This window comes from Chitinasiproducens palmae (assembly GCF_900095735.1).
Taxonomy (GTDB): Bacteria; Pseudomonadota; Gammaproteobacteria; order Burkholderiales; family Burkholderiaceae; genus Chitinasiproducens; species Chitinasiproducens palmae.
Genome location: NZ_FNLO01000005.1, coordinates 315,082 through 335,308 on the forward strand (window position 1 = coordinate 315,082; position 20,227 = coordinate 335,308).

At 60.1% G+C, this 20,227-nt stretch carries 24 protein-coding genes and 1 tRNA gene; 14 read left to right on the forward strand and 11 right to left on the reverse strand.

What is annotated here, in order from left to right:
• Positions 1-27: 27 nt before the first annotated feature.
• The gene (locus BLU54_RS10850) at positions 28-708 is read right to left on the reverse strand and encodes an LrgB family protein (protein WP_091907931.1); all 681 of its coding nucleotides are present in this window, start codon (positions 706-708) and stop codon (positions 28-30) included.
• Positions 705-1,100, reverse strand: coding sequence for a CidA/LrgA family protein (locus BLU54_RS10855; protein ID WP_091907934.1), 396 nt, complete (start codon positions 1,098-1,100; stop codon positions 705-707). The genes BLU54_RS10850 and BLU54_RS10855 overlap by 4 nt, the downstream gene beginning before the upstream one ends.
• A 128-nt stretch (positions 1,101-1,228) precedes the next feature.
• Between BLU54_RS10855 and BLU54_RS10860 the strand changes: the two genes are divergently transcribed.
• Positions 1,229-1,699 carry an Lrp/AsnC family transcriptional regulator gene (locus BLU54_RS10860; RefSeq protein ID WP_211435332.1) on the forward strand — a complete coding sequence of 157 codons (471 nt, stop codon included), beginning with the start codon at positions 1,229-1,231 and terminating at the stop codon, positions 1,697-1,699.
• 412 nt (positions 1,700-2,111) lie between these two features.
• A complete protein-coding gene (locus tag BLU54_RS10865) occupies positions 2,112-2,369 on the forward strand; it encodes a hypothetical protein (protein WP_091907938.1) in 258 nt (85 codons plus the stop codon).
• Between the two features lie 517 nt (positions 2,370-2,886).
• Here the strand turns inward: BLU54_RS10865 and BLU54_RS10870 are convergent.
• Both BLU54_RS10870 and BLU54_RS10875 read right to left on the reverse strand, forming a co-directional pair.
• Complete coding sequence (locus BLU54_RS10870; RefSeq protein WP_139169638.1) at positions 2,887-3,189, reverse strand: hypothetical protein; 303 nt, start codon at positions 3,187-3,189, stop codon at positions 2,887-2,889.
• 354 nt (positions 3,190-3,543) lie between these two features.
• On the reverse strand, positions 3,544-4,617 hold the full coding sequence (locus tag BLU54_RS10875) for an acyltransferase family protein (protein WP_091907943.1): 1,074 nt from the start codon (positions 4,615-4,617) through the stop codon (positions 3,544-3,546).
• Positions 4,618-5,048: 431 nt separating this feature from the next.
• Here BLU54_RS10875 and BLU54_RS23240 point away from each other — a divergent pair, with 431 nt between their 5' ends.
• Together BLU54_RS23240 and BLU54_RS23700 are read left to right on the forward strand one after the other, a co-directional pair.
• Positions 5,049-5,354 (forward strand): hypothetical protein, encoded by a 306-nt coding sequence (locus tag BLU54_RS23240; RefSeq protein ID WP_139169639.1) that lies wholly within the window; start codon positions 5,049-5,051, stop codon positions 5,352-5,354.
• Positions 5,355-5,825: 471 nt separating this feature from the next.
• Positions 5,826-6,032 (forward strand): hypothetical protein, encoded by a 207-nt coding sequence (locus tag BLU54_RS23700; protein WP_170845109.1) that lies wholly within the window; start codon positions 5,826-5,828, stop codon positions 6,030-6,032.
• A gap of 356 nt (positions 6,033-6,388) precedes the next feature.
• On the opposite strand, the gene BLU54_RS23705 is transcribed toward BLU54_RS23700, so the two are convergent.
• The 3 genes from BLU54_RS23705 to BLU54_RS10895 all read right to left on the reverse strand — a co-directional run bounded on the left by BLU54_RS23705 (position 6,389) and on the right by BLU54_RS10895 (position 7,867).
• Positions 6,389-6,465 (reverse strand) — tRNA-Lys (locus tag BLU54_RS23705).
• Between the two features lie 89 nt (positions 6,466-6,554).
• Positions 6,555-7,628 carry a tyrosine-type recombinase/integrase gene (locus BLU54_RS10890; RefSeq protein ID WP_091907947.1) on the reverse strand — a complete coding sequence of 358 codons (1,074 nt, stop codon included), beginning with the start codon at positions 7,626-7,628 and terminating at the stop codon, positions 6,555-6,557.
• 2 nt (positions 7,629-7,630) lie between these two features.
• Positions 7,631-7,867 carry a DUF4224 domain-containing protein gene (locus BLU54_RS10895; protein WP_091907949.1) on the reverse strand — a complete coding sequence of 79 codons (237 nt, stop codon included), beginning with the start codon at positions 7,865-7,867 and terminating at the stop codon, positions 7,631-7,633.
• Between the two features lie 455 nt (positions 7,868-8,322).
• Here BLU54_RS10895 and BLU54_RS23245 point away from each other — a divergent pair, with 455 nt between their 5' ends.
• Entirely contained in the window at positions 8,323-8,718 is a 396-nt protein-coding gene (locus BLU54_RS23245) for a hypothetical protein (RefSeq protein ID WP_139169641.1), read from the forward strand.
• Between the two features lie 301 nt (positions 8,719-9,019).
• Here BLU54_RS23245 and BLU54_RS10905 read toward each other — a convergent pair whose 3' ends face one another.
• On the reverse strand, positions 9,020-9,898 hold the full coding sequence (locus BLU54_RS10905) for a ParB/RepB/Spo0J family partition protein (protein WP_091907953.1): 879 nt from the start codon (positions 9,896-9,898) through the stop codon (positions 9,020-9,022).
• On the reverse strand, positions 9,895-10,179 hold the full coding sequence (locus BLU54_RS10910; RefSeq protein WP_139169643.1) for a hypothetical protein: 285 nt from the start codon (positions 10,177-10,179) through the stop codon (positions 9,895-9,897). Before BLU54_RS10910 ends, BLU54_RS10905 begins: the two co-directional genes overlap by 4 nt.
• Between BLU54_RS10910 and BLU54_RS10915 the strand changes: the two genes are divergently transcribed.
• Positions 10,178-10,441, forward strand: coding sequence for a hypothetical protein (locus tag BLU54_RS10915; protein WP_091907957.1), 264 nt, complete (start codon positions 10,178-10,180; stop codon positions 10,439-10,441). The genes BLU54_RS10910 and BLU54_RS10915 overlap by 2 nt on opposite strands.
• Positions 10,442-11,060: 619 nt before the next feature.
• On the opposite strand, the gene BLU54_RS23710 is transcribed toward BLU54_RS10915, so the two are convergent.
• Positions 11,061-11,210 (reverse strand): hypothetical protein, encoded by a 150-nt coding sequence (locus BLU54_RS23710; protein WP_170845110.1) that lies wholly within the window; start codon positions 11,208-11,210, stop codon positions 11,061-11,063.
• Between the two features lie 494 nt (positions 11,211-11,704).
• Entirely contained in the window at positions 11,705-12,223 is a 519-nt protein-coding gene (locus BLU54_RS10920) for a helix-turn-helix domain-containing protein (RefSeq protein ID WP_091907959.1), read from the reverse strand.
• A gap of 345 nt (positions 12,224-12,568) precedes the next feature.
• Here BLU54_RS10920 and BLU54_RS10925 point away from each other — a divergent pair, with 345 nt between their 5' ends.
• From BLU54_RS10925 to BLU54_RS24550, 8 genes are all read left to right on the forward strand, one after another.
• Complete coding sequence (locus BLU54_RS10925) at positions 12,569-13,231, forward strand: phage regulatory CII family protein (RefSeq protein WP_139169646.1); 663 nt, start codon at positions 12,569-12,571, stop codon at positions 13,229-13,231.
• Between the two features lie 27 nt (positions 13,232-13,258).
• Positions 13,259-14,617, forward strand: a complete 1,359-nt coding sequence (gene dnaB, locus BLU54_RS10930; protein ID WP_091908048.1) for a replicative DNA helicase — start codon at positions 13,259-13,261, stop codon at positions 14,615-14,617.
• Positions 14,618-14,620: 3 nt separating this feature from the next.
• Complete coding sequence (locus tag BLU54_RS10935) at positions 14,621-15,721, forward strand: helix-turn-helix domain-containing protein (protein ID WP_091907963.1); 1,101 nt, start codon at positions 14,621-14,623, stop codon at positions 15,719-15,721.
• Positions 15,722-15,814: 93 nt separating this feature from the next.
• Positions 15,815-16,456: a DnaJ-like cysteine-rich domain-containing protein gene (locus BLU54_RS23250; protein WP_139169649.1), complete on the forward strand. Its 642-nt coding sequence runs from the start codon at positions 15,815-15,817 to the stop codon at positions 16,454-16,456.
• Positions 16,457-16,500: 44 nt separating this feature from the next.
• Positions 16,501-17,424 (forward strand): hypothetical protein, encoded by a 924-nt coding sequence (locus BLU54_RS10945; RefSeq protein ID WP_139169651.1) that lies wholly within the window; start codon positions 16,501-16,503, stop codon positions 17,422-17,424.
• Positions 17,425-17,531: 107 nt separating this feature from the next.
• Complete coding sequence (locus tag BLU54_RS10950; RefSeq protein ID WP_091907970.1) at positions 17,532-18,065, forward strand: terminase small subunit; 534 nt, start codon at positions 17,532-17,534, stop codon at positions 18,063-18,065.
• Complete coding sequence (locus BLU54_RS10955; protein ID WP_170845113.1) at positions 18,007-20,070, forward strand: phage terminase large subunit family protein; 2,064 nt, start codon at positions 18,007-18,009, stop codon at positions 20,068-20,070. Before BLU54_RS10950 ends, BLU54_RS10955 begins: the two co-directional genes overlap by 59 nt.
• Before the next feature lie 8 nt (positions 20,071-20,078).
• The coding region (locus tag BLU54_RS24550; RefSeq protein ID WP_170845069.1) for a phage head-tail joining protein at positions 20,079-20,227 on the forward strand (149 nt) is incomplete at its 3' end.

Below are 20,227 nucleotides of genomic sequence, written 5' to 3' on the forward strand. Positions count from 1 at the left end.
TACGCCCGATGGCACGGCGTCCGCACGTCACAGGAACAGCCGGCTCAGAAATGGCGCGACCACGATGGACAGCGCGCCAGTGAAGATCATCGTCAGGCTGGCCATCACGCCGCGCGCCGGGCTTTGTTCGTGCGCGCGTGCTGCGCCCACCACTTGCGCGATTGCGCCGAGCGACGCGCCGCGTGCCTGCTCGCTGCGCAACGGTAGCAGCGCCAGCGCGAAATCGCCGATCACGATGCCGACGATGCCGCTCACCACCACGAACAGCGTGGTCAGGTCACGCGTGCCGGCCAGCGCATCGCTGACCGCGAACGCAAAAGGCAGCGATATCGAGCGGGCCACCAGACTGTGCGACACCGTTTCCGGTAGATGGAAGCAGCGGGCGAGCCAGGCCGCACTTGCTACCGCCGTGACCGTCGCGGTGATCGTGCCGCACAGCAGCGCAGGCCACCATTGACGGATGTACCCACGATGCTGGTACACCGGTATCGCCATGGCCAGCGTTGCCGGTCCGATCATCCAGACCAGCGGACGGGTCGCGTTCAGGTAGTTCTCGTAGGACAGGCCCAACGCGGCTATCGCCACAATCAGCACGCCCGGCGTGACGAGCATCGGCGACAGCCACAGCCGCTGCCATCGCCGATAGAGCTTCATGTTGGCAAGGTAGAGCGCCCAAGTCACGCCGATCCAGCCGGCCAGCGCAGTCATGCTCGCCTCCGCGTCAGGATTCGGCACGCCGTTTCCACCGACAGTGCCGTCATCACTGCCGTCAGCACGGTGCCACCAACAACGACGATTAGCAGCGGCAGCCAGTCGGCCTGAAGGACATCGCGCTGGCGCGCGATCGAAACGACCGGCGGAATGAAGAACAGCGCGCTTTGCGCCAGCAACCAGCGCGCGCCACGCTCGAACACCGACAACGGCACGATGCGACAGACCAGTGCCAATAACATCAACAGGAAGCCGAACGGCGCAGCGCCGGCCCCGACCCCTGACCACTGCAGGATTTGGCTGACACCGACGAAGACCAGCACGAGCAGCAGACTTTGCCACAGCGCGCGCAGATCGAAAGCCAGCGGGTTTTTCAAGAGCGAGCGCATTTGTCAATCCGGGATTCCATGGGAGAGAATCTTACGCGCGTACCTCTGCGAGCATTATTCGTCTTTCGGAAAAACACGCGGCAATCCCGAAAATTTCTTTCTCGATTCTTTCCTCAAAGGGAATAGCTATGCAGCTCGATGCAGTCGATCGGAAGATCCTCGCTGCCCTCCAGCGCGATGCCAGTGTGTCGGTCGGCGAACTTGGCGAGCGGGTAGGGCTCTCGCAGTCACAGTGCTGGCGGCGCGTGGAACGCCTGCAACGCGCGGGCATCATCGTGCGCAGAGTCGCGCAACTGGATCGCAAGAAGCTCGGACTGAACATGCAGTTGTTTGCCCAGATCCGTTTGAGCCGGCAAGCCTCGGACGCGGCGCGGGCGTTCCGTGCGGCGGTGGACACCTTCCCCGAGGTGATCGAGTTGCACAGCGTCCTTGGCAACATCGACTTTCTACTCAAAATCGTGACCACCGACCTGGAGGCCTACGAGCGTTTTCTCTCCGACCGCCTCTCAAGCCTGCCGATGGTGCAGGAGGTCCATACGATCATCAGCCTCTCAGAACACAAGGGCGGCGGCGAGCTGCCGGTCGCATTGGCGCCATGACCGTGTTGTCACGCTGGCAGTCCGAAGCAAGAGGCGCCGGCGATGCCTACAGCCGGCGCCGGATCGCACGTTGTCGTGGGTGAGACGCATTGACCCTGATGCCGCATCGCGCGTTGCCGCGGGGGTACGGGACTAATGGAAGACGCCTCGATCCGTTTCCCTGCCGCTGGACGGAGACCGAACGCATTACACAATGACGCACTCAAGTACGGGTACTGTTCTTCGCGCCTCGATTCACCGTGCGATGAGCATGTGCTCCGAGCGTCGCACAATGGAAGCGACGCAGCGCCGTCACGAGCGGGATCGCCGTGTGCTGGAGACCGTGTCGAATTCGTAATGAGCAATAACACACACGGTGCCCGGAGCCGTAGAACAAGCCCGCGTGTGAAATACAGGACAGACAGAGGAAGGGATGAGTCCGCCGAACCGCCGTACCGTCTATCGTGGGTTTTCCGTCGAAACCACGGCGCTAGCCGCCGATGCCGCTTTCAGCTTCGAGTGCGTGATCCCCTACCGGGATCGCACCGATGCGGAGCATGCAGTGCATCGTTTCCGTCATGTCGAGGAAAGTCGTTTTGCCACCGCCGAGCAGGCATGGGACATAGGCGACGCGCGCGCAAGAACCTTGATCGATCGATGGATCGAAACCGGTGCCCGCGTGCCGGCCTGACCCTTCGGCGCGCTTTCCGCTCGGGTTGACGACGGCTGACCGACGCGACTCACGCCTGTTCGCCTGCTTTCAACGCACATCTTGGCATCGCTGCTGGCGTGCGATACCCGGCGGCCGAATTGGGACGACTGCCTTGAGGCGCCGCGAACGATGAGCCCGGTTCTGTAGGCAGGCAATCATGACCGCTTCGAACCACTGGCCACTGCCAAGAAGGGAACCAGCGCGCGCTGCGCTGACCGCTCATGGCTACACGTAGTGTTCACCCCTGCGCTTCAAGCCGACGGGCATCACCGATCGCCAACGTGCTGCCGCGAGGTCGAGCGATATCGCTGAAATGGGGCTGCACGGTAGCGTGCCGTCGGCGCGGGCCGCGTTCTGTTGGAAGCGCCGAGGGCACGCGGATCGTCGCTGTCTGCAAACATCAGTTGCAGTGGCTGAGCCTATTGCTTCACGCAGCGTCGAACAGCGCTCGACTCGCCATTGCTCGCGTTGCGCCGAATCCAGGCATCGGAACACCTTATTCCGCAGGGTCGGCGAGCGCTCGCACCACGGCCGGCTGCGACGCGTACCGCCCGCGCAAGCGCTGTATTTCATTGTCCACCCGCTCGCAACGCAACTGTTGCATGGCGGCCGTGATCTGCCTCGCGCGAGCACGATCATAGGGCTCCTCGCCAGCCCAGTGCTCACACTGATCGCGCCGCGACACAAGGGATTGCACATCCCGTGGCAACGGCTCCGCCGCCTGGGCCGCGGCGACGAGCATCAAGCCGAACAACGGCAAGACGCATCGAATCCGTCTGGTCGACGTGTCGGGCTGCAAGCGGCCTCCTGTTTTCTTAGAATTGGGGTGGGCGCATGTTCGCCCACGAATTCGTATCGGTCGCCACTGGCATAGGGAGGAAAGCGGACCGGCCGCCCAGCATCACGGTTGACGACATCGAAATGACGATCGGGCATGCCTTGATCTGCATGATGGATACAAATAGGGGCGCTGTCGCACAGGCAGTCCCGCTGGGCCAAGCTGTACGACCGACCAACAATCCGACGGTAGTAGACGTCGCGGATTTCAAGGGACCGCATCCAGACCGATCCACCGCGGCAAGCGCTTACCCTCGTTCCGCTAGTTTCCATCACCAGCCATCGTCGTCTTACCAATGTTGCATGCAATCCTCGTCTACTTTGACAAGTCGCGCGCCTCAACAGGCAGCGGATGTACGCGTCGATGCGCGTTCTTAACAAACGGAATTGCGAAGCGCAAGGTGTGGATGATAGGCCTCTCGACGTATTTGTAGAGGAAGAAGCTGGCCCCCAAGACCGCGATTATAGTGGCTATCCAGTAACCAATTTCTACGGCCATACCCTGATTTTTCAGGTGCATCATTCTGAAAAGCGTTCCCGCGATCGCCAATAGAAAAGGATGCAGAAGATACATCGAGTATGAGGAATCACCAAGCTTTTCCAATAGTCGCGAAGGCATCTTTCTAAGCCAGTGCTCCTGAGAGGTCACGCCAAACACGATAAGGGCGGCAGGTAGTCCAACAGTCAACCACGATCGTCCGGGCAAGTGGGCATGCATCAATGGGACTGCGCAGATGCCAGCAATGCCCAAGGGCAGTGCTAGCAGACCGAATCCTCGAACGTATGGATAGTCCTTGCGAGTAAACAAAACATAGACAGCTATCCCAAACAGAAACTCCATCAGGAGAGGGCTGGCGAGGAATGGAGCGTTAAAGGTTCCTGTGATTCCAACGCTAACGATCGCCAGAATCAGCGCTGCCACCGTCTGCAGTCCGCGTGCTTTCGAGGGAATCAGAAAGGCGAGGGAGAACAGTACGTAGAAGTAGATCTCATAGCTCAGTGTCCAGCCGTTCTCTATCAGGAACTTGTCCTCGCCCGGTACGAGCAGGAAAGATTTCCAAATGCTGGTCGTTCCCCCGCTCGAGTTAACCTTTTCCGGCGCGACCAAAAAAATAGCAAGTGCGGCGAATGTCAAAAGCCAATAAAGCGGCAGAATTCGCACAAATCGCCGCCCCCAAAATGGAAGCAGGTTGCTGGCACCCGGTTTCGTCCGTGCATAGATAAAGGCCATGACGAATCCGGAGATCACAAAAAATATATCTACGCCGGCAAGACCGAACTTGAAGTCAGAGAAAAGATCTCCGCCGACCTGGGCGCTTTTTGTCTTGACATGCCATAGAAGAACCAGTGCGGCGGCAAAAGCGCGGAGGTACTGGACGGAGTAAATCATTTGGGCTTAAGACGTCGCAGGATAGGTGAGCGAACCAAAGTGCCTCAAGTTCGCATCGCAGTCTGTAACAAGGATGCCATGTAACGCAAAGCCACGGGAAATTCTAGTGAGACAGAACCGCTTTGTTGTGCGACTGCTTCGTTAAAAGTGCTGTCTGCGGCGCCTGACCAGAAGGGGAGTAAGTGATTTTGAGATAAGTTCAGAATAGCTTGCCGGGTCAAACGCTTAAGAAGCCGTAATTTCATTAATTCTTAGTGTAGGGTCTTGGTGCTTTCCCTAGCCAGACGAGGCTTCGGTAGGAAACATCCGTTTCCGGAGCATGACGGGACGCTGGCAGAGGCGACGGCATTGCCAGATGGAGTTGCTCAGCCGACCCTAGCAGACGATCGGGAGTGATTGGAGCACTGCGGCGTCTCCCCGTAAGTCATCCTATGGCATCGTTGATCCGTTACGTATTTAACGTTAATTTTTCCAAAAATTACAGCACCCCAGTTTTTTGTCAGTACGGCTTGCAACATAGGCGCAGAAAAGTGCTTTCGTTTTTCGATTGTAGATTTTGGCAATTGGCTAAGAAGCAGCGCATTGCAATTATTTTCGACCGCACCGCCTTCAGCGCAGGAAAGAAAGATTTTGAAGCCGGGACTATCGATAACCCGCATCCGAAAGGGTCGCATCGTTGGGCTTTGTATCGAGCCGGCGTTGACGCCGCGCTTACAGAAGAGATGCGCATCTGGTAGATCCCGCACAGGCAGGTAGCTTGCAAATGGAGCACAGTGGTTGGCGCGCATGGCTCGTGCTTGTAGCTTGCACCAGCGTTACACGATAGAAGCCGCCATGTGCGGCCGCTTCTTCCGCGTCCGGATAGGCGTCGACTACCTTGAGCCGCTGATGAACAGCGCCCGCGACCCGCGTGGCAGCGCTTCTCTCGACCTGTTCCAGTCGAACCGGGACATCTCGCCGGAAACGGAGCAGCCCGTGCTCAAGGTTGACGGCCCCTCCTGGAAGGGTGGGGCTTCCACCCTTTCTGGGCGGCGGCGCGCAAAGTGCCGATGATGATCAATGCAAGTCTCGACAAGGCGCAAACCAGCACGTGGAAGGCGCTCTTTTGATCAGACCGGTGCATCGTTCCTGCCGACGGCATTACCATCTCGATTGCCAAGTTGTGCTGCTGTTTCGGTGCGCGGCGCCGCACGGTGTATGGGAAGCCAGTGGACCCCGCGCCGAAGGTTGACCCGAAGTTCCCGGCGCCGATCAAGGCGATGATCGAAGAGTTGCCATTATTTGGATATCGCACGGTCGCGCATTTGTTGGGCTTTAACAAGAACACGGTGCACCACGTGTTCCAGTTGATGAGCTGGCAGGTCCGCAAGCGGCCCGTCGGGCTCAGCCTCGGATCCAGGCATTACCGTCGGTGACTACCAGGCCCAACGAGCGTTGGTCGACCTTTTTATCCCAGTGAGGTTGGCTGGATGGATGTGCAGGTGGCGATGCGTTCGACCAGTGCGTTATTAATGCACCGTGGGAAGTCCGATCAACGCTGGCGTGGGCAGGAATGGCCGAACGCAAGTAAGGATGCCTGCTGCGCGGGTGCCGGCCCCACTGACGACTTCGTGCGGAAGTGTCACACAGGTGACGCTTCTGGCCTCGTTTCTGCCGACGCGAAACCGTCTCGCGACACGAGGACGCAAAAAAGCCCGCGCGGTGGCGGGCTACTTTGCGGAAAAGACTATCGATTGTGGAAAACCTAACGACAGCTAACCCTTGATTCTTTTGGTGGGGCGTGAGTGACTCGAACACTCGACCTACGGATTAAGAGTCCGGCAGAAAGTCATTGTAAATCAATGCCTCGGATCGTGCGAGCGTTCCGCAAAAACGGCGGCACGGTCCGAAAAAAAGCCTTTTGTCTCAAGATGTTGCGAACCGTTGCGGAACGGTCTTTAGCGAGTCGGGCCGACCTTATCGCCCTTCCTGCGGCGAACATAGTGCTCTGTCATCCCTACTGACTTATGGCCGAGCTGTAGCTGCGCTTTGCGGATATCGCCGGCACTCTCGGCCTTGTCTGTCCCCGCTTTGGCGCGAAGGTCGCGAAATTGGAACCCCGCCTTGTCGACGCCAGCAGTCTTTCGGGCCTTGTCGAAGCGGGCGCGGAAAGCGTAAGCCGTCAGGCGCTCACCGCTCTCATTGACGATCAGGCTCGTACTGACGACCTCGTAGGTTCGCTTGCGCGCCCTGATACGTTCGATAACCTGCGCCAATTCACCCGTAATCTCGATCCGCAGCTTGTGGTCGGTCTTCCCTTGCGAGAGCCATAGTTCCCCGTCCTTTATGTCCCTTTCGTCGAAGGCCAGAGTATCGGCCGGCCGCTGTCCGGTGAGGTACGCTAAGTCCAGCGCATCCCGAACCGCGGCATCCGCCGCTTCGTAGACGCGTTTGTAGATGTCGTCCTCGACATACACGTTTCGACCTGTCTCTTTGTGTTTGTTCACTCCGACACACGGGTTTGGAGCGTCAGTCAGCCCATGCTGTCGAGCGAAGTTGAAGATGTGGCTGAATAAGGCAATCTCACGGTTTGCCCTGATTGCGCCGGCGTTTGCGGGCGCATCGCGACCTAGCTCGGTGAGGCGGGCGCGCGATTTTTCGATTCGCCACGACAGGTACTGGCGGACGTGGACCGGCCGTATTTCGTCTAGCGGCGCCGGGGGATCGCCAAAAAACTGCCGAAGGTAGGGCAGTTCCTTCAAATTGTCAGCCTGCGTGCGAGACCTCTTTGTCGGCAGCACTTCTTTCATATATCGAGTGGCTGCATAGTCAAAGGTCACCACGGCCGCACGCGGAATTTTTGCTTGTTCCAGCTCTGACCACTTACGGACGGCAGCCACGAAGTCAGTGCCAAGTGATACTTCCTTGCGTGGTCTGCCCCCAAGGTCGAAAAAGTAGTAGGTGGTCGCGCCACGATGTCGCGCCCGCATGCCGGGCGGCAGGCTGAGGTTACGGGTTGGCTTACGTCCCACGGCTATCTCGCATTAACAACGCGGGGCTGCCAGGCGCGCGTCGGCGGCTCTGTCGCCGCGCCGCGCCCCTCGATCGAAACACGGGCGACTATAGGCTTCCCTCGGGCATTCGTCCAAAACGGTATGCCGCTCGTTCGTAGCCATTCGGCCTGCAACTGTTCGCGAGTGCGCCCTTTCTTTCCGGTCTTGATGCCGCTCAGCTCAGTCATTTCTTCTTGGGTCAGGAACGTTTCGCTCATTCCATCCTCCACTCGTTTATCGTTCTTGGCAGCGGTCGGTTCGGCAGTTGCTGTGAGACAGTCACTACCCGATGCCGGATTCTTCGAACACGCCAATATGTCTCTTTGAGCCACGCGCCGCGCGGCGCCGTTCGCGGTGGAATATCATTCCTACTCCGTCCGACCACACACTTCCGCATATGCGACTTACCGACTGGAGAAGTTGGCCGTGGGCCCAGCCCGCCTTTTGGCTGTCGATCGGGATTTTTGCCACCGCATGCATCGTCTGGCTCTTCGTGCGCCTTTGGGGGAATGAAGGATCGACCGCTGCCAGTTGGACGCAGGGCATAGGCACTCTCCTGGCTGTAGTGACAGCTCTCTTTGCCGCATTTTGGGAAACGCATCAACGCAGAAAAGAGGAGCGGCTTCGAGCGTATGTAACGTGTGCTTCGCTTTACCCTCATTTGGTAAACATCGTGGCCAATCTCGATCAAGAGCTCCGCACGGTGCAGACGTTCGCCGAAGAACACTCCGAGATCGCTGTTGGACACGTTGTTCATGCGGTCAGACGGTTGAACTACCGGCCAACAAACGATGATGTCAGAGCCCTCTATCCAGCCGGCGCGCAGGGTTCGGCTGCGGCAGCGTATGGTTTCTCCGTGCTTGAAACCCTCTCCGACAGTTGCAACATCTACAACCCGGAAACAATCCGATGGGCGCCGGAAATTGCAACCTCGGAGAACCGGCGTGTCGCGTGGATGGGAATACGTGAGCAGTTGGTAAGCCTTATGCGAACGGCGCATTCCGAGCTTTCGCTTGCTATGCGAGTTTGCGCGGTCGGTGTGCAAGAGCTGCGGGTGCCATCGCCTTGAGGAGAAAAACCGGCAGATCGAACAGAAATAAGTCGCAGACCGCTCTGCGCGTTGGACCGATGGCCATGCATTTCCGGTTGTCATGAGGCTGTATCACTCGCACTTCGCACGAATCGCGCGTGTAACGCCAGTACCGCGTACCGAGCGCTCGCCGGAACGGCTGTCACTTCGTTACGGGCTGCGAAGTCGGCCACGTGGTCCAACAGCTCCAGCTCGTGACGTGGGACGAATTCGCGGTGCTCGCGGAGTTCGCGAATCAGGTCGGCCAACGGTCGGCCGTCGTCGGGCGGTGTGTTGTGATTCATTGCGCGTTTGTCTCCAGGAATCGCGCGATGCGTTGACGCAGTGGCGCGGCAAGCGATGCGAATGATGGGTCGGTGGCCACGGACTGAAGCAGTGCCACGGCAGGCGCCGGCTTGGCGGCGGGGTTTTGCTGTTTCGCGTCTTGCGTCTGGATGGACGGCAGGTGCTTCGCTGACGCGCGAGCCTTGCCGGCGCTTCTCGCTTTGCGCACAGCTGCTTCCAGGTGCGCAACTGCCGCGTCCGAGCCGTGTTGGCGAATTTGCTCGATTGCGAGCGTCGCGGAAACCTCGCCACGCGCAACCATTTCGAGCACGCATGCCGGCGCTGCGCGCAACACTTCCAAGTCGCGCAGCGTTTGGTCGGTAACGCAAAGTTGCTTTGCGATCGCGCTTGAGCTAAGCCCCTCGCGTTGCAGGTCTGCGACTGCGGCGGCAAGTTGAAGCGGCGTGAGTGATGCGCCCTTGTTGCCGTTCACGCCGGCAATGATTAGCGACGAGCGGCTTACGAATTTGGCGGCATCGATTACGACTGGAATGGCCCGAATGTCGGCGCCTTCCGCAATGGCGAGCTTGGCGGCATGGTATCGGTGCTGGCCGGCATAAACGCAAATGATGTCCCGGCCGTCGCGCTTGCGCACAAAGCAGCCGATGGGGTGCTTTCTGTCGTAGCCGTTCGCAAGCATCAAATCCGCAAGGTGGCGGACGTGCTCCTGGTCCAACGCTCGGATGTTGTCGAGTGGGTCGTAGTGGATCTGGTCAGGTGGAACCATCCAAAGATCGGCGGACTTTCCGCCGGCCTGCGCGATGGCCTCTTTCATTCGCCCCGGCACGATCGGCGGCAGTAGTTCCAGGGCAAGGGATGGCGGGCGGTTGCTCATGATTTCGTGCGGAGTTGTGCAAGGTGCCGTGCAAACAGTCCACGAAACGGGGCTGTCGCGCGCAGCGTCTCGTAATCGGCGCTCCTGGGGAATACGTCGGCAAGGGCACCCGGTGGCCCTAAGCGGTTCTTGCAGACGTAGCCCTGATAAACCACTATGTCGACGGTCAAGGTAGCGTCAGAAACCGTAGGTTTGAGGCGGTTCATGACCGGTCCGTCGTTCTGCCGAAGGGCCGGGATAAAATCGTCGTCGTCTAAAACCATGAAGGTGCCAGTGAGCATGTCCGACTCCATAGGTAACTTGTTTGCGGTGTTGATTGAGAACTACGCCGCGCCTCATACCTTCACTGTGTCTGTTGCAACCCTGCACGACGTGATTCGCATAACGGGCGATATCGTCAACAAGGGGCGCCCGGCTGCTTCTGTCATGGTCGCGGGCGTTTTCGCGACCGAGGAAGAGGCGCGTGCCTGTGCTTCTGCATTGCAAGAGCGCCGAAACAAAGCCACAGCGGCGTGGCTGCAGAATTCACCGGGTGCGCTCTGACTTCCGACATTTTTCCGGCCGCTGTTGAACGGTTCGGGCTACGCCAAAGCCACTGCAAGCACCGGTCTGCAGTGCCCGATCGCAATCGGTGACAGTCGGCACCGAGAGAAACGAGCGAACGAGTTGGGCGCCGCGCATTAGCCGGTATTCGTGCAGTGGTGTGCCTCGAACGCTGGCGCATTCGAGGACGTGCGGGCCTACGGTAATCGTCGTTTGGACGTGCGCCGGCCTGCGGCCGCTATGCGGGGCCGCTGTGCGAAGGTAGAGAGTCATCAGTTATTCCGTGTCGCCGGCCTGCCGGCGTTTCGTATCAGGGAAACGACGCATCCGTTCCTCTCGCCGTTTGCGTCGACGCGCGAGCGCGACGAGCATGGCGCGAATGTGGGGAAGCTGCGCCGATTCGGCGAAGTCGCCTCGAAACCTGCCCGCGATCCACTCGAACCTCAGGTCGGCGTCGGAGACATGGGGCGGCGTTCGAGGCATAAGGACTCCTATACGCTGTGCGAGCGAGTAGAAATCGTGATGCCTTCGGCTCGGTCGTCAAGCTCTTGCATGAGACCGACAAGCGCCAGCAGACCGAAGATGCTGGCCCATATCAGCAGGAGCGATAGCGGTCGCTTCATGACCGCACCGGCGCGGCTGTGACGCGCAAGGCGGCGTCGTGAAGCAGCAGGGCATGCACGCAGGCGTCGCACGACGAGCGCGCGAGCGCGTGATACGGCGCGAGGCGCCCGGTGGCCAAAGTGACTTTGACGAGAAAGGTTTTCATTGCGCCACCCGCTCGACTTCGAGGACGCAGTCGCAGCCCGTAATGGCGCGTGTCAGCAGCGCAGCAGCGAGAGCATTAGCCGCCTGCAGGCGTATGGTGGGATTCAGCAAATCGGCCGGGACTCGGCCTGCGGGGACGTAGGTGCATTGATAAGGAAACATTGCTCACCGCTCCAAGAGAGTGTGAGCAAAGAATAAGACATATATGTCCTATAGGCAAGCAGGCGTGTCTAGAAATTTTTGCTTTTCTTTGGATTTCCCGTATTCAAGCGCCCGTCCCGTGCGGCGTCTGCTTCCTGTAGCCGGACAGTTAGGAGGGAATTCGCGACAGCGGTCATGCGCGCTGCGATTCCGACGGCCTCGATCGGTCGCCTGCGGAACCCGCCTAATAGACCTATGCGATAGTCACTTTCGCTTGTCTCGATGCCGAAGGCTAGGCTTCTAAGTTCCCCGCGCCTAGCCATAACCGCTAAAGCCTCAAGCGCGGAGGCCATTTCACCGCCGGTTATTTCGCGTATCTCCCTTACCTTTCGACCCTGCACCGTCTTCCTCCGCACTTAGATCCACGTCCTCTAGATGTCGCGGGACTGTATGTTTGTACAGTATAGCGGGTTCGGACGCAGCCGGAGAGATATTGCGCTTTACGTCATCTCGGGCCAGCGCCTCAAGCACGGCCGCTGCTCTGGCCTGTGCTTCGGCGCTCATTTGACGCAGTAGCTGAATCGAATAACCGATTTCGGGTGAAAAGACCGGCGACGAAACACCTCCGATCGGTCCAATCAGTGCCGCTGGCTCGACGCCAAGTGCTTGTGCGATTTGATCTACGGCCGCCAGGGTTGGGACGACTTCAAGGTTTATATAGCGGTTAATCGCCCGCTGGTGCTGGCCTAATGCCTTTGCGAGCTGATTACCGCTTTTGAACGGGCGCCCCGGCCCGATGAGATCGGCCAAGCGGAGTGCAAGATTTTCGTGACTGGTAGCCATCCGGTCATCGTAGCAACCGCTGTAGGACATAAATGTCGCAAAAAAGGATTGTTAGCAAGACATAAATGTCCTATTCTTTGCCCCATGAGATCGCTCTATGACATCCGAACGTGGCTTTGCGCCCATAGGGGCCAGCGTCTACGGCTTGCGCGGCAGGCTGCGGTCAGTTACCGCACGGTACAGCGCATCGTCAACGACGCTAGCTATTTCCCGCGGGCTGACACGCTAGCAAAGCTAGATGACGCGATAACCGCCGACGCGCTTTTCCCTTGCGACGCACGACGGGGACGCGATAAGTCCCGCTCGGACATACTCGGCGCCGACGATGGTCGTCATCAATTTTTCGAAGCTTAGCTGCGTTCGTCGAGCGTCCACATGAGCGCGTATCTCCAGCCGAGCGCGGAATCGAAAGGAGGCTGCTTTTGTACGTCTCATGTGGGTCGACCATTTGTTGGTGTGCTTCCAGTGCATCTTACGAAGCGTCCAGCAAAGGTGCCACGTCAACAGGAAACTGCGTTTACCGTGACCTACCTCTATCACGACATCAATCAACACGACGCGCTGTACAACTTGGCGCGAGCGTACCCCGGCGGCGTCGAAGCGCTTGCGTTGCGCATGGGCCGCTCTGCTCACGTGCTCTACAACAAGCTGCGACCAGGCATCGCGTCGCACCATGTGACGTTCGAGGAAGCGACCGAGATAGCCGAGTTGTGCGCCGAGGCGGGCGTCGAGGGCGCTGCCCGACATATCGACGCGATGGAAGCCCGGATTGGCCGCGTCGCAGTCGCCTTGCCGTCGATCGACGGATTGAGCGACAAAGAGTTGACGAGCTGCCTGTACGAAGTGCTCGCGCATCTTGCCGCCGCCGCTCGCAGCATTGAAGCCTCTATCGCTGACGACCAAGTTATCGACGATGCTGAAATGTCTGCCATCGAGAAAGACTTCTCACGCTTGCGCGCGGGAACGCAGGAGTGGCAAGCCAGGGTACGCGCTCGCCATGCGGCCGACAAAAAAGCGCGCGTGCGCGCCGAACAATAAAGCGGCTCGTCGTAGCTCGGGGGAATGATGGCGCAGAAAGGCCCGACAGAGGCCCGCTTGTTGACGCAAGCGATTGAGCTTGAGCAGAGCCTACTAGGCGCGCTGCTGATCGATAACGAAGCCTATGCAGACGTTGCCGAGTTGGTGCGCGAAAGTGACTTTGCGACCGCCGACACTAAGCGAGTCTTCGCCGCCATCTCGCACCTGATCGACAACGGAATCATCGCCGATCCGGTAACGGTGTCGGACTACATCGCCTCGCGCGGTGACGTCGTCGAACAGTGCTTGGCGTATGTCAATAGCCTGGTGCAAGCCACCGGGAGCGCGGCAGCCGCGACGCGGTACGCCGAAGGTGTCAGGAACCGGTCACTGCTGCGGGAGGCATCACGCCTTTGTCGTGCGAGCGCTGACGCGGCGATGAACCCGGCCGGACGCACGGCGAACGACGTCATCGATTCAATTCTCGCCAGCGTTTCCGAGCTTGCGGATAAAGCGTGCCCCGCGACAAGCAAAGACTCTGCGTTCAATGCTGTCATGTGCCGCGTCGTCGAACACGTCGACGCGGCCGCGCAGCGGGAAAACAAGAACGAGCCGCTGGGCACGTCGACCGGATACTGCGATCTAGATCGAAAGCTGGACGGCCTGCATGGTGGCGAGCTGGTTATCGTCGCTGGACGCCCGTCAATGGGAAAAACTTCGTTCGCCATGAACGTGGCCGAATTCATCGCGATTGAGCGTCGTAAGAATGTCGCAATCTTCTCGATCGAGATGCCGGCGGAGCAATTGGCTACTCGTACTCTCGCGTCGTACAGCCGTGTCCCATTGCAGCGGCTGCGGACTGGCGCCCGCGACGACGATTGGCCGCACATCACCCATGCCGTCCAGCGTGTGAACGGTGCGCCTCTGCACATCTTCGACGAGCCGGGCGTCACGCCGTCCAAAGTTCGCGCCCGAGTGCGCAAGCTCCAGCGTGACCACGGAAAGCTCGGGCTGATCGTGATCGACTACCTGCAGATCATGGACCCCGACAAGCCCCATGACATACGGGCGATTGAGATATCCGAAATGTCGAAGGCCCTCAAGCGTATCGCGCGGGACTTCGACGTCCCTGTGATCGCTCTGAGTCAGCTGAATCGCGACCTGGAGAAGCGGCCCAACAAGCGGCCAGTTATGGCCGATATCCGAGAGTCCGGCGCTATCGAGCAGGACGCGGACGTAATCCTCTTTGTCTACCGGGACGAAGTCTATAACCCGGACTCGCAGGACGCGGGAACGGCTGAAATCATCATCGGCAAGCAGCGCAACGGTCCAATCGGCACGGTTCGGCTCGCCTTCAACGGTCCATTGACCAAGTTCGAGAATTTCACCGATCCGTCGGTGCATTGACCTATGACCACACATGACATTCCTTTGAGCCGGTTCGCGGACGCGGTCGCGATCAGCGACCTGCCGGCGTTGGCGCGGCTGGTGGTGCTTGCCATTCGGAAATACGCCAACCGGTGGGAGGACAGTTGTTTCCCTTCCGAGCAGCAGCTGTGCGCCGACACGGGTCTTTGCGACAAAACGGTGCGCAAGTACCTGGCGCACGCAGTGCGCGCTGGATGGATCACGCGCCAGCGCAAGCGCAACTATCGGCAGCAGTGGGCGCAGACGTTCTACTACCTGCACATTCCAGCTGTCGTCGCGGCGAGGCTAATGGGCGTGGCGCGCGCGCGGGCGGCAAAGCGCGTGCAAGAGGTCCGCGTCGACCACGCCGTTTTTTCGACACTGGCCGACGGTTCGCATTCTTTGGCGCTGCCACCGGAACATGAGGGATGCGAGGCCGCTTCCGTCAGCGAATGCTGTCAATCGGCAACTGTGACATTCGCCGCAGAAAGCGGAAAGTTCGATGACGATGCGGTGGGCCAGTTCGTGGAAGATAGCCACCGGAACGAGCTACCGACTAATACCCCAAGAATCAGAGAAACAAAAAACCCGTCTCTCTTAGAACCAATAAACGTAAACGAAGGGAAGGGGGGCGAGAGAGAAAGGCTTGATGTTGACGGAACGAACGCCCTGGCGGAAGCCATGACCCGCTACATGGTCACGCATCGCCCTGAGGCGCCGGAGCCGTCCGTGCAACGCTGGGCGTGGGAGCTGGCCCGAGGTCTGACCGAGGAGCGCACACCGCAACGCGCTGCGGTTCTGTTCCGCTGGGCCATCAACGACAGGTTCTGGCGAAACATCGTTCTGAGTCCCAGGAAGCTGTTCCAGCACTGGGACAACATCCGACTGCGCCGGCTCGCGTATCTCGAAACGAAAGCTAAACCCGGTTCAGCAACAAGCCAGAGCAGCGCAGCCGCGGGCGGATCGCCGGTGGTAGACGATCGCGTGTGCGCCCACGTTGGGCAGGACGGCGTGCGCTGCGGCTGCCGCGCAACGGTCGTCATCGGGGCAGGTGCGAAGCGCCGCGGGTATTGCAGCACACACTCACGCCTCTACGAAGACTGAGCGGAAACCAACTTTGGGCGGCGCCGCTCTACCGGTGTCGGTGCTGGCGCGCCGCTCTCGAATTGCAACGAGGCCCCTTGCAGGGCAGAGAAAATGAGCGAAATCGAATTAGTCGAGCAGGTGGCCGTCGCGATGAACCCCGTTGGTCAGTTGGCCGACGGCGTCGGAGATGCCGCCATGAAGTTGGCCGCGCTGGCACGCGTTGACGAAGTCGCTGCGCTTCTCGTGCGACTGAAGCACGGGCAGCAGCGTAGTCGAGCGTCGTTGAGCAGGGCCGTGTTCCTGCTCGCACGAGCGGAGCGGAGCGCGGCGCGATTCAAACGCGGAAAGTACCGCTCATTCAAGCAGCAGTTCCGCGACCCACGAGTGGCGACAGTCGACGCGCCAATGGCCGACATAGTCGAACGTTTCGTCGCGGCTGCCTTGAGCGAGTGGATCGACGATGTTTGCGACCATTGCCAGGGGCGCGGGCTGATTCACCTCGGCAAGCGCGAACGTGAAGACGGCGAAGGCGCAAGGCTCACGCGCGTTTGCCCGGCGTGTAACGGTTCCAAGCGACGCCGGCACACTTCAGCTGAGCGCGCGAAGGCTATGGGCATAGATCGTGGTCTCTTCGAGGCTCATTGGCAGGAGCGTTTCGATCGGCTGCTGCGCTGGTTGTATGCACTGGATGCGGCGACGGAATGGCAGATCGCCGCAAAGCTGGGAACGAAAGTAGTTGCGTCGTCGCGTTAGCATCCGCTATATTCCGTTTCATTCGCTGGCACCGCGCGTTAGTCGTGCAGCCCGTTCGAGACAAAACAACCATATATGGCGCTCGATCGGTACGGTGGATAAGGTCGTCCAGACGAAACAGATTAAGCCCTGAGTGCGAAAAGCTCTCGGGGCTTTTGCTTTTGGGGATGGAGATGGCGCATTTCGGTATCAGCATCGATGCGTCCGGTCTTAATGATCGGCTGCGAGAAGTCGTCGACCGCAAACTGCCATACGCGCAACGGGCTGCTCTCAACGATCTAGCGACCGAAGTGCGCGGCGAGTTGGTGCGCAAGATGCGCGAGGTCTTCGATCGTCCTACGCCGTACACGCTCAACGCGCTGTATCTGCGACGAGCAACCACGCAGCAACTGACGGCCGAAGTCGGCATCAAGGATGAGGCGTACAAGGGAACGCCTGCGGCGAAGTACCTGGCGCCGCAGATCGAGGGCGGCAGGCGAAACACGAAAGGGGTTGAGAACGCGCTCGCCCGTCGCAGTGCTCGGGCGGGCGAGCTGCTGGCTCGGTTGGGTTTGTCCGGGCAGTTTGTCCCGGCCGCTGCTGCATCGCTCGATGCCTATGGCAACGTGCAGCGCGGCCAGTATTCAAAGTTGCTTTCGCAGTTGGGTGCGCAGGGTGACGCGTACACGAACGAGACGCCAATCTCGCGCGGGCGACGCGAAGGGAAAGCCGGTGCGAAGGGGCGGCGCAAGCGTGCCGGCCCGCGTTTCTTCATCGCCGGCCTGTACCGTGCTCGCCACCTGGCGCCGGGCATCTGGGTTCGGTACCCGTTCGCGCATGGCTGGGCCATTCGGCCGGTGTTGCTCGCGGCTCGTTCAACGCCGCAGTATTCGCAGCGCTTCCCGTTCTACGAGACGGCGGACGAGGTGGTCGATACGTTCGGCGACGAGCTGCTGCGCCAAGCAATCGAGCGCGAATTCGGCAGTTGATGCCGTCGCCCGCGGCCAATGGGTCCTTCCCAGGGGCGGGGTATCTCACGGGTAATTCGAGCCCTGTTCGAAAACTACTTACGAGCCGTGTGTAAGGGGGTTATACGATGGGGCAAGAAGCCATTGAGACGAAAACGCCAATCACGCAAGCGCAGTTCGGCGCAATGGTCGGCATTTCACAGCCGGCCGTCAGCGACCTGATCATGCGCGGCATTCTTACCCGCGACGGCACAGCACACGAATGGCTGCTGTGCTACTGCGGGCATCTGCGCGAGCAAGCCGCTGGCCGATACTCGGAGGGCGAGCTGGACTTGGCGCAAGAGCGGGCCGCCCTGGCTCGCGAACAGCGTATCCGAATCGAGATGGCCAACGCGGTGCAACGCCGCGAGCTGGCCCCGATTGCGTTACTCGAAGCGACCTGCGCGCGCATTGGCCGGCGGGTGAGTGCAATTCTTGAGGCGATACCGCCGCAGGTCAAGCGTCGCCTGCCTCACTTGCCGGCCTCGGACGTGGAAGCGATCGAGGCCGAAATCAGTAGAGCGCGCAACGTAGCTGCCGCGATGAAATTGGATGAGGCGCTGGATGGACCAGGCGACGATACAGAGGACGGAGATACAGAAAGCGGTGACGAGGGGGCTTAAGTCCCTCGCGACGGCGCCGCCGATGACATTGTCGGAGTGGGCCTCGGATCACTTCTACTTGTCGGCAGAGTCCAGCTACGTTGAGCAGCGGTGGAGCGCGTATCCGTATCAGCGGGCGATTCTCGATGCGATGTCGAACGACGACATACGCGAGGTCGTGTTCAAGAAGTCGGCCCGCGTGGGCTATACCAAGATGATCATGGCGGCGATGGGCTATTTCGCGCACCACCGCCGGCGCAATCAGTGCGTGTGGCAGCCGACCGACGACGACGCGGCGGAATTCGTCAAAACCGAGATCGAGCCGATGCTGCGCGACGTCGAGGTGATGCGCGAGGTGTTTCCGTCGTATATGCAGCGGAGCAAGCACAACACGCTGCGACAGAAAGTGTTCCTCGGCTCGACGCTGCACATTCGCGGTGGCAAGGCCGCCAAGAATTATCGGCGCCTTTCCGTTGACGTTGGCTATCTCGACGAGGCCGACGGCTTCGACCGAGACATTGAAAAGGAAGGGTCGCCGGGCCTGCTCGCCGCTAAGCGTGTCGAGGGCGCGACGTTCCCGAAGATGATCTTCGGCAGCACGCCAAAGCTCAAAGGTTTCTCGCTGATTGAGTCGCGGCATAACGAGACGGCCAAGCAGTTCGAGTTCTATGTGCCATGTCCCAACTGCCAAGTCGAACACGTCATCCGGTGGGGCGGAAAGAGTGTGCCGCATGGCTTCAAGTTCGACCTGGATGATCCGGCGGGCGTTGTGCATCACTGCCCGACCTGCGGTGTGGGTTACACCCAGGCGGAATACCTGAACGTCTGGGAGCTGGGACGCTGGAAGTCGAAGGACGGAACCTGGATCGACCACGCCGGGCGCTTCCGGGCACCCGATGGCACGCGCATCGCAGCGCCGCCATCCGTCGGCTTCTCGATCTGGACGGCCTACAGCCCGCAGGTCGGCTGGGACAAGCTGGTTGGGGAGTTCAAGGGGGCGAAAGAGAAAGCCAAGACGGGCGACACCTCAGAGCTAAAGACGTTCGTCAACACGACGCTGGGCGAAACGTGGGAAGAGGACGTCGAGGAAACAGACGTCGACTTGCTCAAGAAGCGTGCGGAACCCTACGCGCTGCGCACCGTGCCGATGGGCGGCCTGATTCTCGGGGCTGGCGTCGACACGCAAGACGACCGGTTCGAAATCACTGTGTGGGCCTTCGGTCGCGGCGAGGAAATGTGGATCGTCGATTACACGGTGCTGTCGGCGAATCCCGCGCAGCGCGAGTCGTGGGACAAGCTCGATGCTTATTTGCAGACGCGCTATTTGCATGCCGCTGGTCAGATGCTTTCTATCGAAGCCGTCGCGATCGACTCGCAGGGACACCATACGCACTCGGTGTACGCGTTTTGCCGTGATCGAGCTTATCGGCGCATTTATGCGATACGCGGCGACCCAGCGGCTGGCAAGCCGATCAAGGGCAAACCGTCAAAACAGGACGTCAACGAAAACGGGAAGGTCCAGAAACGCGGCGTGAAGCTCTGGCACGTAGGCACCGATACGGCCAAGGACTTGATACACAACCGGCTCGCGCTCACCCAGCCGGGGCCAGGCTACATGCACTTTAGCGACCAGCTGGAAGACGCGTTCTACGACCAGCTAACCGCCGAAGTGCGGATCGTGCAGCGCACGAAAAGCGGCGAGGAATCGCGCTGGATCAAGCGCAAGCCTGGCGCTCGTAACGAGGTGCTGGACTGCACCGTGTATTCGCTCTTCGCGGCGCACGCATTGGACCTGCATCGATTCACCGATGCCATGTGGCAAGTGCTCGCCGACCGCGTCGCCCCGCTGCAAAGTGACTTTTTCAGCGCTGGCGCCATGCCTACTGAGCGAGTCGAAGACGACGCGGCCGACGACGGGGCACCGGTCCAGCCCCAGGCGGCGGCAGCTGCACCGAGCAAGCCGGCGCCGCGTAACTATGACAACGGCGGTTCGGACTGGATACCGGACCGCGAAAACTGGCTGTGAGGGCCGCTATGGCACTAACGCAAACGGATCTCGACGCGCTCGATCAGGCGATCGCCTCGGGCGTGTTGACCTGCGAGCTGGACGGGCAACGCGTGACGTATCAATCGACGGACCAACTGATGCGAGCAAGGGCATTCGTGGAAAAGCGCGTGCTCGG